The sequence below is a fragment of the Planosporangium thailandense genome (assembly GCF_011947195.1).
GTDB classification, from domain to species: Bacteria; Actinomycetota; Actinomycetes; order Mycobacteriales; family Micromonosporaceae; genus Planosporangium; species Planosporangium thailandense.
This window is the reverse complement of the sequence record NZ_JAATVY010000044.1, coordinates 1-18,396: the sequence shown is the minus strand read 5'-3', so window position 1 is coordinate 18,396 and position 18,396 is coordinate 1. Positions and strand designations below refer to the sequence as shown.

Genomic DNA, 18,396 nt, shown 5'->3' with positions numbered 1-18,396 from the left:
GGGCACCCACGCGGTGATCGGGTGGCCCCTCCCCCGCCGGGGCGCATCGACCGCGACAGAATCTGCGACAACCGCGAGGGGAGATCACCGTGGCGCTGGACGAGGCGGACTTTGCATTACTCGACGAGCTGAGGCGGGACGGCCGGGCCTCGTACGAGAAGCTCGGGACGAATGTCGGCCTGTCGCGGACCGCGGCACGGGCCCGGACCCAGAAGCTGATCGAGTCCGGGACGGTGCGCATCGAGGCGATCGCCCACCCGGCCGTCGAGGGGTACGCGACAATTGCGCACGTCTCCGTCGTCACCGACGGGGTGTCGACACGCGACATCGCCAAGCGGATCGCCGGGTACGACAACGCCCCCTTCGTCTCCATCGTCGCCGGCCGGTGCACACTCATCGCCGAGCTTCGCACCAGGGACGTCGAGGAGCTGGACCACGCGGTGAGCGAGGTCCGCGACCTGCCGGGCGTCGTCTCGCTGGACACCGTGCTCTACACCGACGTCGTCAAGGACTCGCATCTGCCGCTGGGCCGGCTGAGCTCGTTCAAGCCGATCGATCTCGACGACGTCGACCGGCAACTGCTCGCGCTCCTGCAGACCGACGGGCGGATGCCGTACGCCGACCTCGCCGACCACGTCGGCCTCTCCCGGGCCGCCACGCGGGCCCGCGTCCTCCGCCTCCTCGACGAGGGCGTCGTCGTGGTCAAGGGGCTGACCGACCCGACCGCCATGGGCATCACCCAGATGTGCGGGTTCCAGGTGAACCTGGGCCCGGGCGGCGGGCAGGCGGCCGCGGCGATCGCGAAGCTTCCGACCGTGGACTTCCTGGCCCGCACGCTCGGCCGGTGCGACCTGATCGGCACGATGATCGCGCGCAGCCGCTCCGAAGTGAGCACGACGCTCGACGCGATCAGAATGCTCGACGGCGTACGCGCCATGGAAGCCTGGTGGCACCTCGAACTGGTCAAGGAGCGGTACTCGCCGCAGCTTCGCCGGGACTGACCACCGGGTTCAGCGGCGCGCCGTGGTCCAGGAAGGCGATGACGTTGCGCGCGGGCACCTCGGCGTACCGGCGCAGCGCACTCGCCGACAGGTAGGCCACGTGCGGCGAGAGCAGGATCCCCGGCGCGCCGAGCATCGGGTCGTCCGCCGCCGGCGGCTCCTGGACCAGTACGTCGCAGGCGGCGCCGGCGAGCCGCCCGGTGCGCAGCGCGTCGAGGAGCGCGGCCTCGTCGACCAGCCCGCCTCGGGACACGTTGACCACGACCGCGCCGGGCGGCAGGAGCGCGAGCCGCCGCGCGTCGAGCAGTCCCTGGGTCCCGGCCGACAGCGGCAGGTGCAGGCTCACGCAGTCGCTCACGCCGAGCAGGGCGTCGACCTCGGCGATCCGCTCGACATCCGCGGGCCAGTGCGCGTCGGGCACCACGGGGTCGTACCCGACGACCCGGCCGAACAGCCGGCCGGCGAGCGCGGCGAACGCCTGCCCGATCCGGCCCATGCCGATGACCCCGCAGGTCAGCTCGCCCGGCATGCGCGGCAGGGGCGCCGACTCGTCGTACCAGCGTCCCTGCCGGACGTCGCGGTCGTACTGGGGTAGCCGGCGTACGAGCGCGAGCGCCATCGTCAGCGCGTGCGTCGCGACCTCGTCGGTCGCCGCGGCGGGCAGGTTGGCCAGCCATAGCCCGCGCTCCCGCACGGCGTCGACGTCGACCATGTCGTAACCGGCCGAATGGGTGGCGATCAGCCGCAGCGCCGGCAGCCGGTCCAACCAGTCCGGTCCGATCCGGTCGTAGCCGACCAGCAGCGCGACCACCCGTTCCAGGTCGCGTGGGGACGGGTCGTCGGCGATGTCGAGGACGTCGACACCACGGGCGCGCAGCAGCGCGTGGCCCGGGCTCACGTCGAGCCCCTCCATCGACAGGTAGAGGACCGCCGGGGTCTGAGAGATCATCGCAGCCATAACCGCATGGTGACGTATGAGCGGCACGGACACCATACCCACCACTTATTCGGCGGTATGAGTCGGAATTCGCCGACGTAAGTTGTTCCGCGAGGGGCATTTGACTGCTAGCGTCAGCGCACACACCCGAGGAGGACGTACGCGTGGACGCTGCGAAGGAGTCAGCACGAGCTTGGGTCGACGAGCACCGCGATGAGGTGTCCCGGTGGCACCGCACGATCTGGGAGCTCGCCGAGCCCGCCTGGCGCGAGTACGAGTCGGCGCGGTGGTACGCCGACACACTGCGCCGGCACGGCTTCGACGTGGAGGAAGGCAGCGGCGGGATGCCGACCGCCTTCTGCGCCAGATGGACCAACGGCGCTCCCGGCGCCGGCCCGACCCTGCTCACCTATGCCGAGTACGACGCGGTGCCCGGCAACTGCCAGGCGGCGACGACCGAGCGCCAGCCGCGTGAGGGGCTGTCCGAACACGCCGCCGGGCACACCGATCCGCACTCGGCGCTCGGCATCTCGACCCTGGCCGGGCTGCTCGCCACCCAGCAGGCGATGCGCGAGCACGACATCGCCGGCACGCTCGTCTACACCGGCGAGCCCGCCGAGAAGGTCCAGGGCTCCAAGGTGGTCCACGGGCTGCGCGGCTACTACGACGGCGTCGACGCGATCCTGAGCTTCCACCCGTTCTACATGCTGCCGCTGTGCAACACCGTCCGCTGGGACACCCACTGCGGCGCGTACTACAGCCGGATCTACACGTTCACCTGCGAGCAGCCGGAGACGTGGGGGTACGCCGACCCGGACAGCCCGATCCCGGCGTCCCACTCGGCGGCCCGCGCGCCGGGCGCGAACGCGGCCCTGTTCACGATGTACTCGCTGACCAAGACCACGCAGGACTCGATGCTGCCCGCCACCGGCGGATGGTCGCTCAGCGAAGCCATCCTCACCGCCGGCCAGGCCACCGCCGACAACCTGCCGGCCGGGATGGCCCAGATCCAGTACTCGTGGCGGGTCCCCGACGTGGCCTCGGCCGAGGCGGTGCTCGCCGTCCTCGACGCGAACGCCGAAGCGGCCGCCCGGACCGCCCACTGCACCGTCGAGGCCCGGTGGGTCGCCCGTAACCGCCCCGGTCTGGCCAACCACACGCTCGCCCAGGTCACCTGGGCGAACCTGGAGGAGGTCGGCGCGCCGCAGTTCGGCCCGGAGGCCGTGGCGATCGCCCAGCAGCTGCAGAAGTCCCTCGGCCTGACCCCGGACGAGCAGCCGTTCCTGCCCGAGACGCTGCGCACCATCGCCCCGTGGGACGCCGAGGAGCTGCTGCGCCGCCACCTTCCGCCGGAGCAGCGCAACTGGACCTCCGACGACTACGTCGAGATGACCTGGTACGCACCCACGATCCGGTTCTACATGGCCCGGCCGGCCCTCGCCGTCCAGCCCGGACAGGCCGGCTACCCGTCCTGGGTGATGAACGCCCTCGGCGGCATCCCCGAGACCATCGACCCGATGATCGAGGCCACCGCGAAGGTGGTCACCGGGACGATGCTCGACCTGCTCCGCTCCCCGGAGACCCTCGAGTCGGCGGCCGACGAGCACCGGCGGCGCCGGGCCGAGGCGGGTGACACCCCGCCGCTGCTGACCGAGGACTTCCAGCCCCCGATCGACTACCGCTGGCCGGAGTACGTCACCACCGCGCGCGGTCGTGAATGGTGGATCCCGACAACCGCGAAGGAAGCACGATGACTGAACCGGTGATCTTCACCGGCGGGCCCATCCGCCTGATGGCCGGCGCCGACCCGGCCGCCGAAGCGCCCCCCGCCCTGCTGGTGCAGGACGGCCGGGTCCGCGCCGTCGGCAGCGTCTCCGACATGCACGCGCGCGCCGAGGGCCTGGCGCGGGAGGTCGACCTCGACGGGCGTACCCTGCTGCCCGGCTTCGTCGACGCCCACGCGCACACCGTCCTGCACGGCTCCGGCCTGGACTGGGTGGACCTCTCCGACGCCAAGACGATCGACGACATCGTCGACCGGCTGCGCCGCCGGGCCGAGCAGAGCCCGGCCGGCGCCATCCGCGGGTACGGGTACGACCAGTCGCGGCTGGCGGAGCGCCGCCACCCCGGCGCCGCCGACCTCGACCGCGTCGCCACCGACCGGCAGGTGCAGATCCAGCACGCGAGCGGCCACGGGTACGCCGTCAACAGCGCGGTCCTGCGCGACGCCGGGATCACCGCCGGCACCGTCACTCCCCCGGGCGGCCGGATCGACCGGGACGACACCGGCAACCCGACCGGGGTCATCTTCGACTCGGCCTGTGACCTGTTGACCGGCCCGGACGGCGTGAAGGTCGGCAACCACGGCCCGAACTTCCACCTGCCGATGTCCGACGACGAGGTGGCGCGCCTGTTCGACCTGGGTCAGCAGTCGTTCCTCGCCGCCGGGATCACCACCATCTGCGACGCGCAGGTGACCGAGCTGGAGATGGCCGCGTACCTACGGGCGCGCGACGCCGGACGGCTCCGGATGCGGGCCCACCTGATGTACCTGTCGAGCACGCTCGACCACCTGCGCAGCCTGGGCCTCGTGTCCCGGCTCGGCGACGAGCGGCTCGAACTGCACGGCGTCAAGCTGTACGCCGACGGTTCGGTCATCGCACGGACCGCGTACCTGGGCGACCACGCCTGCTGCGGTGCGCCGTCGCCGCGCGGCTACCTGTACCACGAGCCGGCCGAGCTGATCGAGCTCATCACGACCGCTCACCGGCTCGGGCTGCGCACCGCGACGCACGCCCAGGGCGAGCTGCCGATCGGCCTCGTGCTGGACGCCGTCGAGCAGGCCCGCGGCGAGCTGCCCCGCAAGGGCCTGCGGCACCGCATCGAGCACTGCGGCTTCCCGACCGACGAACAGATCCAGCGGATGGCGCGGCTCGACGTCGTGCCCGTGCCGCAGCCGATGCAGGTGCACCTGTACGGCGACTCGCTGATGGCGGAGTACGGCGAGTACGGCGGGCGGTTCTACCCGTACGGCACCTTCGAGCGCACCGGCGTACCCGTGGTGGTCTCCTCGGACGCACCGGTCACGATGCCCGGCCCGCTGCGGGCGGCCTGGGCGGCCGTCACCCGGTCGACCGTGGACGGTGGGGTGGCCGGCGGCGCCGCCCAGGGCGCGAGCCGGTCGGCGGCGCTGCGCGGCATCACCAGCACGCCCGCCGACCTGCTCGACCGCCACGACCTCGGCACGCTGCGGGTCGGCAGCCGCGCCGACCTCGTCCTGGTCGACACCGACCCGGTCACCGCACCGATCGACGCTCTCGCGTACGCGTCGGTCACCGAGACCTGGGTCGCCGGGGAGCTGGCCTGGTCACAGCAAGGAGGTATCCAGTGAGCACTTCAGGTGGGCATGCGGTCGTCCAGGCGCTCGTGGACAACGGGGTCGACCTGGCCTTCGGGATCCCGGGTACGCACAACCTGGAGATCTACCGCCACCTCCACGGCAGCGGGATCCGGCACGTCGCCCCGCGGCACGAGCAGGGCGGCGGGTACGCCGCGGACGCCTACGCGCGGGTCAGCGGCCGGCCGGGCGTGGTCATCACGACCACCGGCCCCGGATTGATGAACGCCGTCACCGCGGCCGCGACGGCGTACGCCGACTCGATCCCGATGCTGCTGGTCTCCCCCGGGATGCCCCGTGGGAAGGAGCGCGCGGACATCGGCTGGCTGCACGAGGTCAAGGACCAGCACGCGCACCTCGACGCCGTCGTCGACCGCAGCGTCCGGGTCGACTCGGCGGTCGAGGCCTACGCCGCCATCAACGAGGCCTTCGGCCGGTGGCGGAGCGGCCGGCCCCGGCCCGTCCACATCGAAGTGCCCGTCGACGTGCTCGAGGGGGAGTACGACCCGGCCTCGCTGGCCACGGTAGCCGTCGCCGGCGCGGCCGCACCGACGCCGGAACCGTCCGCGGTCGGCGCGGCCGCCGCGGTGCTCGCGAGCGCTCCCTCGGTCGTCATGATCGTGGGTGGCGGGGCCCGGCACGCCACCCACGAGGTACGCGCGATCGCGGAACGCCTCGACGCTCCGGTGATCACCACCGTGAACGGCAAGGGCATCCTCGCCGAGACCCACCCGCTCTCGTTGGGCGCGGCGATCCGGCTGGACGAGGCGCACCGCATCATCGCGACGGCCGGCGCCCTGCTCGTCGTCGGCTCCGTGCTCGGCGACGACGAACTGTGGGGCCACACCGTCGCAGCGAGCGGTCCGGTCGTACGCGTCGACATCGACGAACGGCAGCTCGACAAGAACCTCGAGGCCACCCACCCGCTGCACGGCGACGCGGCGCAGACCCTGCGACTGCTGCTCGACGCGCTTCCGGCTCAGGTCGACAACGCCCTCGGTCGGCAGGCCGCGGCGCTGCGCGCGGCGTGCGACGAGAACGCGCTGCGCGAAGGGGCACCCTTCGCGCCGTACCACGCCGCGCTGCGCGAGGCGCTCCCCGCGGAGACCATCTTCGCCGGGGACAGCGCTCAGGTCTCGTACTTCGGCACCGCCCACCAGTGGCCGTCGCTGCGGCCCGGCCAGTTCGTCTACCCCGCCGGGTTCGCGACGCTCGGCTACGGCATCCCGGGCGGGATCGGCGCGGCGCTGGCCGCACCCGGCACGCCGGTCGTGGTGCTGGCCGGTGACGGCGGCACGATGTTCACCATCCAGGAGTTCGCCACCGCGGTGGACCTCGGGCTCGGCCTGCCGGTCGTGGTGATGAACAACGGCGGCTTCCAGGAGATCCGCGAAGGCATGGAGAGCGTGGGCATCTCCCCGATCGCAGTCGACGTCCGCAGCCCCGACTTCCCGCTGCTGGGCAAGGCGCTCGGCGGCGAGGGGCAGCGCGTCGAGGGGCCGGCGGAACTGGCGAAGGCGGTCACCGAGGCGCTCGGCCGCACCGTACCGACGCTGATCGAGGTATCGCTCTGAACGACCGGGGGTCGCCGCCACCGTCGTCGGCGACCCCCGGCTGCTAATCTCCGTCGATGCCCCGGTTCGTGATCTTCGACCTGTTCCACACCCTGGTCCACGGCGCGGACGACGAGCGGGACCGCGTGGTGGCGGAGATGGCGGCCATCGTCGGAGTCGAGCCGGCAGCCCTCGTCCGGGCGTACCACGCCACCTGGCGACAGCGCCTCGTCGGCTGGGATGCGGAGCAGACCGTACGGATCCTGGCGGAGCGGCTCGGCAGTTCGCCGTCGAGAGCCCGGTTGGCACGCGCCGCCGCGCTGCGCGTCGACCTCGCCCGGCGGCTCCTGTCCAGTGCCCCGCCGGCCACGCTCGACCTGCTCGATTCGCTGCGCGCGGCGGGGTACCGGCTCGGCCTGGTCAGCAACGCCACCGCAGAGAGCGCACAGGCGTGGGCGGATTGCCCGCTGGCGACCCGGTTCGACGCCGCCGTCTTCTCCTGCGAACTCGGCGTGGCGAAGCCCGATCCCAGGATCTACCTGGCGGCGGTGGAGGCGCTGGGCGCCGGTCCGGGTGATTGCGTGTACGTGGGCGACGGCGCGGACGGTGAACTGACGGCCGCGGCGGCACTGGGCATGACGGTGTTCCGTACCACCGAGCACAACGACACCGACCCGTCCTGGCCCGGCGCAGTCGTCGCTACCCTCGCCGACCTGCCGCGACTACTGCCTACCAGACAATGTGGATGGTAGGAGCCGACGGCGGTCAGGCGCCGGCGCCGGCCTTGAGCCGTCGGGCGATGGTGACGGCCCGGTCGGCGAGGTGGTCCAGCGCGGCGAACTGCACCTCGGTCAACGGATCGGTGTTGGAGCCGCCGGTGACGTGGGAGACACCGTACGGGTTGCCGTCGACGAACTTCAGCGGATCGGTGTAGCCGGGGGCGACCACGATGCCGCCGAAGTGGTAGAAGGTGTTGTACAGCGCCAGCAGCGTGGACTCCTGGCCGCCGTGCGCGGTCTGGGAAGCGGTGAACCCGGCGTAGACCTTGTCGGCGAGCAGGCCCTGCGCCCACTGCGGCCCGAGGGTGTCGATGAACTGCTTGAGCTGGCTCGCGATGTTGCCGTAGCGGGTGGGCGAGCCGAACAGGACGGCGTCGGCCCACACGATGTCGTCGGCGGTGGCCCTGGGTTCGTCCTTGGTGTCGTCGACGTGCTGGCTCCACGCCGGATTGGAGGCGATGGCCGCGGCGGGGGCGAGTTCAGCCACCTGGCGCAGGCGCACCTCGGCGCCGGCCTTCTCACCGGCGGCGGCCACGCGCTCAGCCATGGCGTGCACGGTACCGGTGGCCGAGTAGTAGACGACGGCCAGCTTCACATCACTCATGAGTCGGAGTTCCTCCCGTTCGGTACACCGTTTATTTGCTCAGTCAATAAACCGAGAGTTACCCCGTTGCCGGGTCAGCTATTCGCGATGGGTGGAAAATCGCCACAAATGAGGGACGTCGCTGGGTGGCTGAGGCCGGCGTGCTGTGGCGGACGGTGACCGCATGGGGGCCGCACGACCGGGTACCCGTACGGCGTGAAGGAGGCGTACCGCGCGGTCGACCCGCACCGGGGCGGGCCGGACGCGGGTGGCGCCGCGTTGCCAGAGCGGGTGGTCACGCGACTCCTGCTCCCCCTGACCGCCGCGTCCGGCGGCCTGGATGCCGTGTGCGTCACGCGGCTCGGCGGCCTGTTCGCCAGCGTCATCACCGGCAATATGGTCCAGCTCGGCCGGGCGATCGCCACCGCGGACGCGCGGCTGGCGCTCGGTGCCACGACCGCCGTCGGCAGCTACGCCATCGGGGTGGCGATCGGCGCCGTACCTCTGCGCCATCGCGGATCCGGTTGGTGGCGGCGGCACACCGTCGTCTCGGCGGTCGAGGTCGTGCTGCTGGCCGGCATGGCGGCCGGCTGGCTGGCCACCCGCGCGCACCCCGGGCGCGTCACCACGCCGCTCCTGCTCGGGCTGGCCGCCCTGGCCATGGGTCTCCAGAGCGCGATCACGATCAACTCCGGCGTGCGCGGCGCGTCGACGACGTACCTGACCGGCACGCTCACCAAGGTGGCGCACAGCCTGACGGTCGACCCGCACCGGTTCGCGGCCGGCGCCGGCGGCCTGGCCCGGTTGGCGGCGCTGCTGTGCGGCGCCGCCGCCGGCGCGCTCGTCCTGCACGTCGCGCCGTTATGGGCGCCGCTCCTGCCGGCGGCGATCGTCGCTGCCGTGGCGGTGTCCGCGGCGGCGCTCACCCACGACCGGCAGAACCGATCGTGAACGCCGTCCTGCACCCCTGACCGCACCGCCTTAGCATCCGGACGTGGGGGCGTGGGGCAAGCGGGACGACATGATCGTGCACTCGATCGACCCCTACAACGCCGAACCGCCCCGCGCCGCGCTCGACGGTGCCGCGCTCACCCCGCTGGACACGTTCTACAGCCGCAACCACGGACCGGTCCCACGCATCGACCCGCGAGCCTGGCGGCTGGAGGTGGACGGTCTGGTCGAGCGCACCCTGGTCCTGTCCCTGGCCGACCTGCGCGGCCGCTTCGACAGCCATAGCGTGGTGGCCACGCTGGTATGCGCCGGCAACCGCCGGGCGGACCTGAGCAGAGTCCGCCCGCTCCCCGGCGAGGAGCCGTGGGGACCGGGCGCGATCTCCACCGCCCGCTGGACGGGAGCCCGCCTGGCCGACGTGCTCGCGGCGGCCGGCGTACGGCCGGCGGCCGGGCACGTCGCCTTCACCGGGCCGGACGTGTCGCCGCGGGCCGATCCACCGCAGCCGTTCGGCGGGTCCATCCCGGTCGCCAAGGCGATGGCCGGCGAGCCGCTGCTGGCCTGGGAGATGAACGGCGAGCCGCTGCCGGTGGTCCACGGCGCGCCGGTACGGGTGGTGGTGCCGGGCTACATCGGCGCCCGCAGTGTGAAGTGGGTGCGGCGCATCAGCGTCCAGGACCGCCCCTCGGACAACTACTTCCAGGCCTCCGCGTACCGGCTGCTGCCCGCCGAGGACCATCCGGCCGCCGCCGGCCTGCCCCTGAGCGTGATCGCGCTCAACGCCGCCATCCTGCGTCCCGGCGACGACCAACCGCTGCCGGCCGGCCCCAACCCGGTGAGCGGGTACGCGGTCGCCGGCGAGGACCGCCGGATCGCCCGGGTCGACGTCTCGGTCGACGGCGGCCGCCACTGGCAGCAGGCCGACCTCGGCGCCGACACCGGGCCGTGGGCCTGGCGGCTGTGGCGGGCGACCGTCGACCTCCCACGCGGGCCGGCCGAGATCATCGCCCGCGCCTGGGACACCAGCGCGGCCACCCAGCCCGAGCGCCCCGAACCCCTGTGGAACCCGCAGGGGTACGTCAACAACTCCTGGCCCCGCGTACGTGTCTTTGGCCGGCCCGGGCCCGCAGGCCTATGAACCGGTCTGCGGCACCAACGGCGGCTCCAGCAGCCGCAGGGTCCGCGCATCGGCGTCGAGTTCGGCGCGCACCCCGATCGGGAAGCTCTGGAAGTGACCGCCGTGTCCGACGTTCGCCCACGCGATCACCGGTACGCCGAGGTCACTGAGCCGATCCACCAGCACCGGATGGATCTGCTCGACCGTGCCGCAGTTGTCCCAGGTGCCAGCGATCACTCCGGCGACCCCGTCGAGGTAGCCGGAGCGCCGCAGCTGGGTGATCATCCGGTCGACCCGGTAGTCCTCCTCCTGCTCGTCCTCGATCAGCAGGATCCCGCCCCGGGCCGGCAGGCACGTGTCGGTGCCGACGGACGCGGCCAGCAGCGTGAGGTTGCCGCCGAGCGTCACGCCCTGCGCGGTCCCTCCGACCACGGTCACCGCCTCGTCGTAGCGCAGCTCCCGGACCCGTTCCGGCCACATGAGACAGCGCAGCATCGACGAGAAGGTGTAGGACTCCGCGAACTCACCGCACGACACCATCGCGCTCATCAGCGACGACCATCCGAGCTTGACGGCGACGGCTTCGAGGATCGCCGTGACGTCGGAGTAGCCCGACAGGACCTTCGGTGGTACGCGCTCCAGACCGCTCCAATCCATCGCCTCGAGCGTGCGCTGCGCCCCGTAGCCGCCACAGGCGAAGATGATGCCCGCGATGGAGTCGTCCAGCAGCGCCGAGCGCAGCTCCGCCGCCCGCAGCTCGTCGCTTCCGGCCAGGTAGTGGTGGACGCTTCCCAGGTCGTACGACGACTGATACACGACCGGCTCGAGGCCGGCGAAACGCAGCGCCTCCAGCCCGAGGGGCAGCCGCTCCTGATCGGCCGGGCTGCTCAGAGTCAACACCGCCACGCGGTCGCCCGGGCGCAGGGCGGGCGGTCTGGCCAGCGAGGTTCTGGTGTCGACGGACGTTATGGTCACGGCTGTGGGGTCCCTTCGCGCGTGCGGTCGGTACTACTCGGGTCGACGGTGATCCCCATGGCGTGGCTGTAAAGCTCCGCCTCGGCCCGCAGCGAAGCGGCGACGCTCGACTCCTTGCGGAAGCCGTGCCCCTCACCGTCAAAAATCAGGTACCGGTGCCACAGCCCGCGAGCGGCGACCGCGTCCACGATCCGCTGGGCCTGATCCGGCTTGCAGATGAAGTCGTCCGCACCCTGCAGGAGCACCAGTGGACTGCGGATCCGGTCGGCGTTGGCAAGCGGCGACACCCGCCGGTAGTGCTCGAGGTCGGCGGGCAGGTCACCGACGAGGCTGCGCACGTACTGCGACTCGAAGTCGTGGGTCGCCCCACCCGACCACGTCAGCGGGTCGCTGATCGGGTAGTACACCGCTCCCGCGCAGAACACCTCGCTCGCGGCCAGGCAGGCCAACGCGGTCCAGCCTCCGGCCGAGCCGCCGCGGACCGCCGTGCGCGCCGGGTCGGCCATGCCCTGCGCGGCCAGCTCCCGCGCCACCGCCACGCAGTCGGAGACGTCGACGATGCCCCAGTTGCGGCGCAGCCGGTTGCGGTACTCCCGTCCGTAGCCCGTGGAACCGCCGTAGTCGACGCTGGCGACCGCGAAGCCGCGGCTGCAGAAGAACCCGAACTCGATGTCCGGCCCGGCGTCCGTGCTGCTGGTCGGACCGCCGTGGGCGTGTACGAGCAGCGGGGGCGCGACGCCCGCGGGTCCGACGGCGCCGGGATTGGTCGGCGGGTAGTAGACGTAGTGCACCTCGCGGCCGTCGGCACCACGGGCGACCCGCCGCTGCCCCGCGGGGTTCCACGGCCGCAGGTCCTGATGCGACGCGGCGGTGCACGCGACCGGATCGGCCGCCGGCTGCTCCGGCGCGGCGGGCAGCGGGACGTGCAGCACCGTGCTGCCCCGGTCGGCGGAGCCGGCGATGACGACCACCGCCGGGCCGGCCTCGCCCGGTACGGAAGCGCGAAGATCCGAACCGAACTCGGTCCAGCCGGGTGCCAGGTCGCGCAGCGCACCGGTCGCCGGATCCCAGACGGCCAACTGCTGTGCCCCGACGCCGTGCCGCAGCACGACGCCGACCTCGGTCACCGCGAACCAGGTGGGCCCCACCCGCCACAGCGGACCCGCGCACTCGCGGCGCATCGGCAGGACACACTCCGCCGGTGCCCCGCCGGAGTCGAGCCGCAGCCGGTGCAGATTCCACCAGCCGTCGGGGTCGGCCATCGCGTACAGGGTGTCGGAATCGGCCCACTCGGCCTGCGGCACCGACACCTCCCGTCCGCCCAGCACCGATGTCGCGCCGGTGGCGACGCCGTCAACCAGGTCCGCCACCATGAGTTCGGTCCCGTCCCAGGGCATCGACGGGTGGTCCCAGCCGACCCATGCCAGCCGTCGGCCGTCGGGGCTGACGCGGACTCCGGACAGGAAGTGGTGCGAGGTCGCCACGACCCGGACGGCGTCCGGGTCGGCCGCGGCGCTGCCGTCGAGCGGAATCGCGACGATCTGGCGTGACGTACGCGGCGCCGGGTCCTCGTCGCCCGGGCCCGTGATCGGCCGGGTCACCTCGCGCACACACCACACCTCAGTCCCGGACGGTCCGAGGATGGGATCCGCGTAGTGGGTGGCGACCCCGCCAGCGTCGGCCGGCGTCAGCGGCCGCGGAACCGCTGTCTCCGTACCCTCGTCGAGCCGACCGACCTCGACGCGGTACATCCGCTGGTCGTGCTGGTTGGTGAAGACCAGCAGGTGGCTTTGCGCGCCGGTCGTGACCAGGTACGAGCGGCCGCCGTAACCGAGCGACCGGTTGCGGACCGACCATTCCGGACCGAGCACTTCCGACGTGGCCCGCCCGGGACGGCAACGCAGCAGACGGACGGTTGCGGTCCGCGGATCCGAGGAGCACCACCACACCTCGCCGGACACGATGGACGGGTAGCTGACGCCACCGGATGCCGCGGCGGCCGACTCCGCGCTGATCGGCGAGGGCCATTCGCCGTACGGTGCCGTCACTGTGCCTACTCCTCGGTGAGAATCACCAGCAGCAACAGGTCGTCGCTGACGTCGGTGATGTGGTGCGGGTCGGACGCGGCGAAGTGACACGCGTCGAAGGCCTTCAGCTCCCGTACGCGGTCGCCGACGCGCAGGTGGCACCGGCCCGCGAGGACGGCCACGAACTCCTCACCCGGGTGGCTGACCGGGTCGGCGTGATCGCCCGGCTCGCCGTGGACCAGCCGGGCGAAGATCCGTGCCGAGCCGGCCGCGGTGAGATCCCAGATCCCGGACGCCCCCGGGGTGAGGGCGGCGCGGGGCGCGGTCGCGAACCGCGGCTCGAACCTCGGTGTGGGTAGCTGATCGTCCCCGGTGGATCCGAACAGTTCGCCGACGCTGACACCCATCGCGGCGGCTATCCGGGCGAGTGAGCGCACTGTTGGATTGGCCGTCGCGGACTCTATCTGCGAAATGTACGCGGCCGACACGTCCGCACGCTGCGCGACGGCGGCGAGAGTGAGCTCGGCGGCGTGACGGGTCCGGGCGACTCTACGCCCCAGACTCTCCACTACCTGATCGTCGACGACCGCGCTGTCCCCCGTCCGGGCGACAATCACCGGCCCGACATCCTCGACCGGACAGTCCGGTGAGGCTGACCGGGTAGGCGGGATCGGTTTGCTGGTCGGAGCTGTCACCAACCGGAACCGGCCGAGCGGGTCGAGCTCGAGGACAACGAATCGACACCGAGCCTTGACGTGAGCATGCGGTGAGGTTAAGACTCCATCCCACTTAGCACAAGAGATCTTGCAGGCCATCGTTACTGCCAGCAAAGCTCGAGTGGCCTGATCCGGAGAAAGCGCCGGAGGAGGGAGGTCTCGATGACGACGCTCGCACCGACCCCGATCCTCGCCGCGCTGAAGCTCGCCGCCAGCTATCACGGCGAGGTCGGCGAGCGGCTGTACCGGGCGATCGCGACGGACTTCCCGGAGTCCCTGCAGCGCCGGCCGGCGCAGCTCGTCACCTCGGCACGGGCGAGCGCCGAAGACCTCGACCGGCTGCTGCGGGACGCCGGCTTCAGCGATACCTTCGAACTGCGGTACCGCGCCGCCAAGGAAACCAACCGCAGACTCTCCGAACCGGACCTGAGCGTCACCACCCGCAGCGGACCGACCGGCGACCGGTTGGCGCTTAGCCGGGTGCTCAGCCGCGAACAGGACAACCTCGCCGGAACCCTGCACGCGCTCCAGTCCAACGGCGCGTTCGAACTGGCGGCGCAGTCGATCCTCGGCAGCCAGCGACGGTGGGTGTTCGGCGACCTGAAATCAACGGGCTACGCGTCCCTGTTCGCCATCGATCTGACCTCGGCGCTGCGCGACGTCGTGCTCATCCAACCGACCGCGGCCGCCGCGATCACAGCCGTCACCGACGCCCACCCGTCCGACACCCTGACGGTCTTCAGCTTCCGCAGCTACAGCCAGCTGACCCTGCGGCTCACGCGGGAGTTCCACCGGCTGGGCTGCACGGTCATCGCGCTGACCGACAGCTACGCGAGCCCCGTCAGCGAGTTCGCCGACCACGTACTGCCGATCAACACCGGCAGCGAGTCGGCGACCCATTCACCGACCGCGGTGGTCGCCGTCGGACACATCCTCGCCTCGCTGTCGGCGGCCGGCGCGAAGGGCGCCACCCGCCGCGCCCGGCGCCGTGCCGAGATCGCCCGCGCCCTGGAGAGCTACACCGAAACGGCGGCACGGTCATGAGTACGACGCAGCCGGAAAGCACCGACGCCACCCTCGTCGCCGAGACGGTCGAGTTCTGCTCCCGGCTCATCCAGTTCGACACGTCCAACTTCGGCGGCGGCGACTCACGCGGCGAGCGGGCCGCGGCGGAGTGGGTCGCCGAGCGCCTCACCGAGGCCGGTTACGCGCCGGTCGTCCTCGAGTCCGCGCCCGGGCGGGCCAGCACGGTGGTCCGCATCCCGGGAACCGATCCCGACGCGCCGGCCCTGCTCGTGCACGGCCACCTCGATGTCGTCCCGGCCGAGGCCGCGGACTGGAGCTACGACCCGTTCTGCGGCGAGGTCCGCGACGGCGCCGTCTGGGGGCGCGGCGCGCTGGACATGAAGGACATGGACGCGATGATGCTCGCCGCCGTCCGGTCGTTCGCCCGTACCGGGTTCGTCCCCCCGCGCGACATCGTGCTCGCCTTCGTCGCGGACGAGGAGGACACCGGCGACTACGGAGCCGGCTTCCTGGTGCGCGAGCACGCCGAACTGTTCGAGGGCGTGCGGACCGCGATCGGCGAGTCGGGTGGGTACGCCGTCCACCTGCCCGACGGCAGCCGGCTGTACCCCATCGCCGCCGGCGAGCGGGGCAGCGCCTGGATGAACCTCATCGCCCGCGGGCGGGCCGGGCACGGGTCGCGGCCCAACCCCGACAACGCCGTCGCGCGGCTGGCCGCCGCCCTGACCCGGCTGGCCGGGTACACGTGGCCGGTACACCTCACCCCGACGGTCGCCGCCCTGCTGGACGGGCTGACCGCGCACCTGGGCGTGACGGTCGACCTGTCGGATCCGGCGAGCCTCGACCAGCTCGGCGACGCGGCCAACCTGATCAGGTCGACGATCTCCAACTCGCTCAACCCGACCATGCTCTCGGCCGGGTACAAGCACAACGTCATCCCGAGCCAGGCCGTCGCCGGTGTGGACGGGCGGATCCTGCCCGGCGCGGAGGAGGCCTTCTTTTCCACTGTGGACGAACTGGTCGGCGAGGGCGTGACCCGTGAGTTCGCCAGCTACGCCGCGCCGGTGGCAGCCGGTCACACCACACCCGAGTTCGCCGCGATGGCGGCCGCGCTGCGCGTGTACGACCCCGGGGCGCTCGTCCTGCCGTTCTGCATGGCGGGCGGCACCGACGCGAAGGCCTTCAGCACGCTCGGCATCGCGTGCTACGGCTTCGCGCCCGGCACCACGCCGCCGGGCTTCGCCCACAACGAGTACGTACACGGCGTCGACGAGCGGGTGCTGGTCGACAGCCTGGCGTTCGGCGTCCGGGTCCTCGAGCGGTACCTGCGGACCGCGCCCGACCCGGCGCCCTGAGCGCAGACCACCTATCGAGCTTCAGCCGTCACCACCGGCGGCCACGACCACGAAGACAAAGGGGAATGATCAGATGAGGGCACCCGACGCTCCATCCGGCTGGCTGCGGTCCAGACGAATGCGCCGCATCGCCGCGGCCACCCTGGGCTGTGCGCTGGCGAGCACCGCCGCCGTCGGTACGGCATCGACCGCGACAGCGGCTTCCGGGACAACGTTGACAGTCGCGATGGACAGCTCCGGCGTCGACACGCTGAACCCGTTCCTGGCCTACTTCAACGGGGCCCTGAACACCTTCGGGATGGTCTACCCCTCGTTGAACTCGCTGGACCGGGAGGGCAAGCCCGGGCCCTACCTGGCGAAGTCGTGGGAGACGTCGTCGGACCAGCTGACCTGGACGTTCAAGCTCCAGGACGGGCTGAAGTGGACCGACGGCCAGCCGATCACGGCCGAGGACGCCGCCTGGACGTTCAATCTGATCATGACGAACAACGACGCGGCGAAGGCCAACGGATCGCTGGTCGCGAACTTCGACTCGGTCAGCGCGCCGGACCCGACGACCCTGGTCATCAAGACCAAGCAGCCGCAGGCGAACATGCTCTACGTAAGCATCCCGGTCAGCGGCATCCCGATCGTGCCCAAGCACATCTGGGAGTCGCACGTCGCGGACCTCAAGGACTACAAGAACGACAGCTACCCCGTCGTGGGGTACGGCCCGTGGACCCTGACGAACTACACCACCGACCAGTTCGAGAAGTTCACCGCCAACAAGAGCTTCAAGCTGGGTGACGTCGGCGCACCGAAGTACGACAACCTGGTGGTCCAGGTGTTCAAGAACTCCGACGCCGCCGTCGCCGCACTCAAGAGCAACCAGATCTCCTTCCTGAGTGGACTCAACACCAACCAGTACAACGCGCTCAAGGGCGACAGCAAGCTGCAGGCGGTGCAGGAGGCCGGCAACGGCTGGACCGCCGTGGAAATCAACAGCGGCGCCAAGACCCGCAGCGGCAAGCCGATGGGCACCGCCAACCCGCTGCTGGCCGACGACAAGATCCGTACGGCCATCAACTACGCCATCGACAAGGACAAGCTGGTCTCCAACGTCCTCGGTGGACTCGGTCAGGTCGGCAACGGCTACCTGCCGCCGGCGTACCCGCAGTGGACCTGGAAGCCGAGCGCGGACGAGGCTGTCTCGTACGACCCGGCCAAGGCGAACTCGCTTCTCGACGCCGCCGGGTACACCAAGGGCGGTGACGGCATCCGGGTCGACTCCAAGACGGGCAAGCCGCTCAGCTTCCGGTTGGGAATCCACTCCGACAACTCGCGCGACACCCAGATCTCGCAGTTCCTCAAGGGCTGGCTGCAGGCGATCGGCATCAACCTCGACATCCAGTCGCTGAGCATGAGCAAGCTCAACGACGACCTGTCCAAGGGTGACTGGGACATCCTGATGGACGGCTGGACCACCGGACCGGACCCGACCTACCTGCTGTCGATCCAGACCTGCGGAACGCTGCCGCTCGACGACGGCAGCGGGGGCAACACCGACGCCTTCTACTGCAACCCCGACTTCGACAAGCTCTTCGCGCAGCAGGTGGCGACCTTCGACCCGAACCAGCGGGCGCAGATCATCGGGCAGATGCAGGACATGCTGTACAAGGCCAACAACGACATCATCCTGTACTACGCCAACGGGCTGGACGCGGTCCGCAAGGGCAGCGTGTCGAACCTGATCAGCGGCAAGCCGGACGGCAACGGGCTCTACCCCGTCCAGTCCGTGTTCTGGAACTACCTGGACGCCACCCCGGCGGCCGGCGACAACACGTCGTCGGAGTCGCACACCACCCTGTACGTCGTCCTCGGCGTGGTCGTGGTGCTGGTGGTCGTCGGCGGCGTGTTCGCGCTGCGGCGGCGCTCCACCGCGGGCGACCGCGAGTAGCTCATGTCCACCCCGCAGATGGTCGAACTGATCGAGGCCGGGG

General features: G+C 71.5%; 15 protein-coding genes. 10 read left to right on the top strand and 5 right to left on the bottom strand.

Going from position 1 to position 18,396, the window contains the following annotated elements; genetic code table 11:
• Nucleotides 1–89 precede the first annotated feature (89 nt).
• Nucleotides 90–1,001, top strand: coding sequence for an AsnC family transcriptional regulator (locus HC031_RS30810; RefSeq protein ID WP_167928976.1), 912 nt, complete (start codon nt 90–92; stop codon nt 999–1,001).
• Here the strand turns inward: HC031_RS30810 and HC031_RS30805 are convergent.
• Complete coding sequence (locus tag HC031_RS30805) at nt 964–1,959, bottom strand: C-terminal binding protein (RefSeq protein ID WP_167928975.1); 996 nt, start codon at nt 1,957–1,959, stop codon at nt 964–966. The two genes, HC031_RS30810 and HC031_RS30805, sit on opposite strands and share 38 nt — an antisense overlap.
• A 143-nt stretch (nt 1,960–2,102) precedes the next feature.
• On the opposite strand from HC031_RS30805, the gene HC031_RS30800 reads away from it, so the two are divergent.
• Genes HC031_RS30800 through HC031_RS30785 form a run of 4 tightly spaced genes read left to right on the top strand, consistent with a single transcriptional unit; the run spans nt 2,103 to nt 7,640 of the window.
• Nucleotides 2,103–3,692, top strand: a complete 1,590-nt coding sequence (locus HC031_RS30800) for an amidohydrolase (protein WP_167928974.1) — start codon at nt 2,103–2,105, stop codon at nt 3,690–3,692.
• Nucleotides 3,689–5,329, top strand: a complete 1,641-nt coding sequence (locus HC031_RS30795; RefSeq protein ID WP_167928973.1) for an amidohydrolase — start codon at nt 3,689–3,691, stop codon at nt 5,327–5,329. Before HC031_RS30800 ends, HC031_RS30795 begins: the two co-directional genes overlap by 4 nt.
• Nucleotides 5,326–6,909 (top strand): thiamine pyrophosphate-binding protein, encoded by a 1,584-nt coding sequence (locus HC031_RS30790; protein WP_167928972.1) that lies wholly within the window; start codon nt 5,326–5,328, stop codon nt 6,907–6,909. The genes HC031_RS30795 and HC031_RS30790 overlap by 4 nt, the downstream gene beginning before the upstream one ends.
• A gap of 56 nt (nt 6,910–6,965) precedes the next feature.
• Nucleotides 6,966–7,640: an HAD family hydrolase gene (locus HC031_RS30785; protein ID WP_167928971.1), complete on the top strand. Its 675-nt coding sequence runs from the start codon at nt 6,966–6,968 to the stop codon at nt 7,638–7,640.
• A gap of 13 nt (nt 7,641–7,653) precedes the next feature.
• Here the strand turns inward: HC031_RS30785 and wrbA are convergent, their stop codons facing one another.
• Nucleotides 7,654–8,271 carry an NAD(P)H:quinone oxidoreductase gene (gene wrbA / locus HC031_RS30780; RefSeq protein WP_167928970.1) on the bottom strand — a complete coding sequence of 206 codons (618 nt, stop codon included), beginning with the start codon at nt 8,269–8,271 and terminating at the stop codon, nt 7,654–7,656.
• Nucleotides 8,272–8,466: 195 nt separating this feature from the next.
• Here wrbA and HC031_RS30775 point away from each other — a divergent pair, with 195 nt between their 5' ends.
• Complete coding sequence (locus tag HC031_RS30775) at nt 8,467–9,201, top strand: DUF1275 family protein (RefSeq protein WP_167928969.1); 735 nt, start codon at nt 8,467–8,469, stop codon at nt 9,199–9,201.
• A gap of 43 nt (nt 9,202–9,244) precedes the next feature.
• Nucleotides 9,245–10,339 (top strand): molybdopterin-dependent oxidoreductase, encoded by a 1,095-nt coding sequence (locus tag HC031_RS30770; protein WP_205863467.1) that lies wholly within the window; start codon nt 9,245–9,247, stop codon nt 10,337–10,339.
• On the opposite strand, the gene HC031_RS30765 is transcribed toward HC031_RS30770, so the two are convergent.
• Genes HC031_RS30765 through HC031_RS30755 form a run of 3 tightly spaced genes read right to left on the bottom strand, consistent with a single transcriptional unit; the run spans nt 10,334 to nt 13,937 of the window.
• Nucleotides 10,334–11,293, bottom strand: coding sequence for a S66 peptidase family protein (locus tag HC031_RS30765; protein WP_205863466.1), 960 nt, complete (start codon nt 11,291–11,293; stop codon nt 10,334–10,336). The genes HC031_RS30770 and HC031_RS30765 overlap by 6 nt on opposite strands.
• Nucleotides 11,290–13,341: a prolyl oligopeptidase family serine peptidase gene (locus tag HC031_RS34650; protein WP_167928968.1), complete on the bottom strand. Its 2,052-nt coding sequence runs from the start codon at nt 13,339–13,341 to the stop codon at nt 11,290–11,292. Before HC031_RS34650 ends, HC031_RS30765 begins: the two co-directional genes overlap by 4 nt.
• A 5-nt stretch (nt 13,342–13,346) precedes the next feature.
• The gene (locus HC031_RS30755) at nt 13,347–13,937 is read right to left on the bottom strand and encodes a helix-turn-helix domain-containing protein (RefSeq protein WP_167928967.1); all 591 of its coding nucleotides are present in this window, start codon (nt 13,935–13,937) and stop codon (nt 13,347–13,349) included.
• A 261-nt stretch (nt 13,938–14,198) separates the two neighbouring features.
• Between HC031_RS30755 and HC031_RS30750 the strand changes: the two genes are divergently transcribed.
• The 3 genes from HC031_RS30750 (at nt 14,199) to HC031_RS30740 (ending at nt 18,353) form a co-directional block, all read left to right on the top strand.
• Nucleotides 14,199–15,080 (top strand): MurR/RpiR family transcriptional regulator, encoded by an 882-nt coding sequence (locus tag HC031_RS30750; RefSeq protein ID WP_167928966.1) that lies wholly within the window; start codon nt 14,199–14,201, stop codon nt 15,078–15,080.
• Nucleotides 15,077–16,417, top strand: coding sequence for a M20/M25/M40 family metallo-hydrolase (locus tag HC031_RS30745; RefSeq protein WP_167928965.1), 1,341 nt, complete (start codon nt 15,077–15,079; stop codon nt 16,415–16,417). Before HC031_RS30750 ends, HC031_RS30745 begins: the two co-directional genes overlap by 4 nt.
• Before the next feature lie 73 nt (nt 16,418–16,490).
• The gene (locus tag HC031_RS30740) at nt 16,491–18,353 is read left to right on the top strand and encodes an ABC transporter substrate-binding protein (RefSeq protein WP_167928964.1); all 1,863 of its coding nucleotides are present in this window, start codon (nt 16,491–16,493) and stop codon (nt 18,351–18,353) included.
• Nucleotides 18,354–18,396: the final 43 nt, after the last annotated feature.

What these genes read in the sequence shown, in the direction of transcription:
- HC031_RS30740 (WP_167928964.1), top strand. Translation starts at nt 16,491, where the DNA reads ATGAGGGCACCCGACGCTCCATCCGGCTGGCTGCGGTCCAGACGAATG.
- HC031_RS30795 (WP_167928973.1), top strand. Translation starts at nt 3,689, where the DNA reads ATGACTGAACCGGTGATCTTCACCGGCGGGCCCATCCGCCTGATGGCC.
- HC031_RS30785 (WP_167928971.1), top strand. Translation starts at nt 6,966, where the DNA reads ATGCCCCGGTTCGTGATCTTCGACCTGTTCCACACCCTGGTCCACGGC.
- wrbA (WP_167928970.1), bottom strand. Translation starts at nt 8,271, where the DNA reads ATGAGTGATGTGAAGCTGGCCGTCGTCTACTACTCGGCCACCGGTACC.
- HC031_RS30750 (WP_167928966.1), top strand. Translation starts at nt 14,199, where the DNA reads ATGACGACGCTCGCACCGACCCCGATCCTCGCCGCGCTGAAGCTCGCC.
- HC031_RS30805 (WP_167928975.1), bottom strand. Translation starts at nt 1,959, where the DNA reads ATGGCTGCGATGATCTCTCAGACCCCGGCGGTCCTCTACCTGTCGATG.
- HC031_RS30745 (WP_167928965.1), top strand. Translation starts at nt 15,077, where the DNA reads ATGAGTACGACGCAGCCGGAAAGCACCGACGCCACCCTCGTCGCCGAG.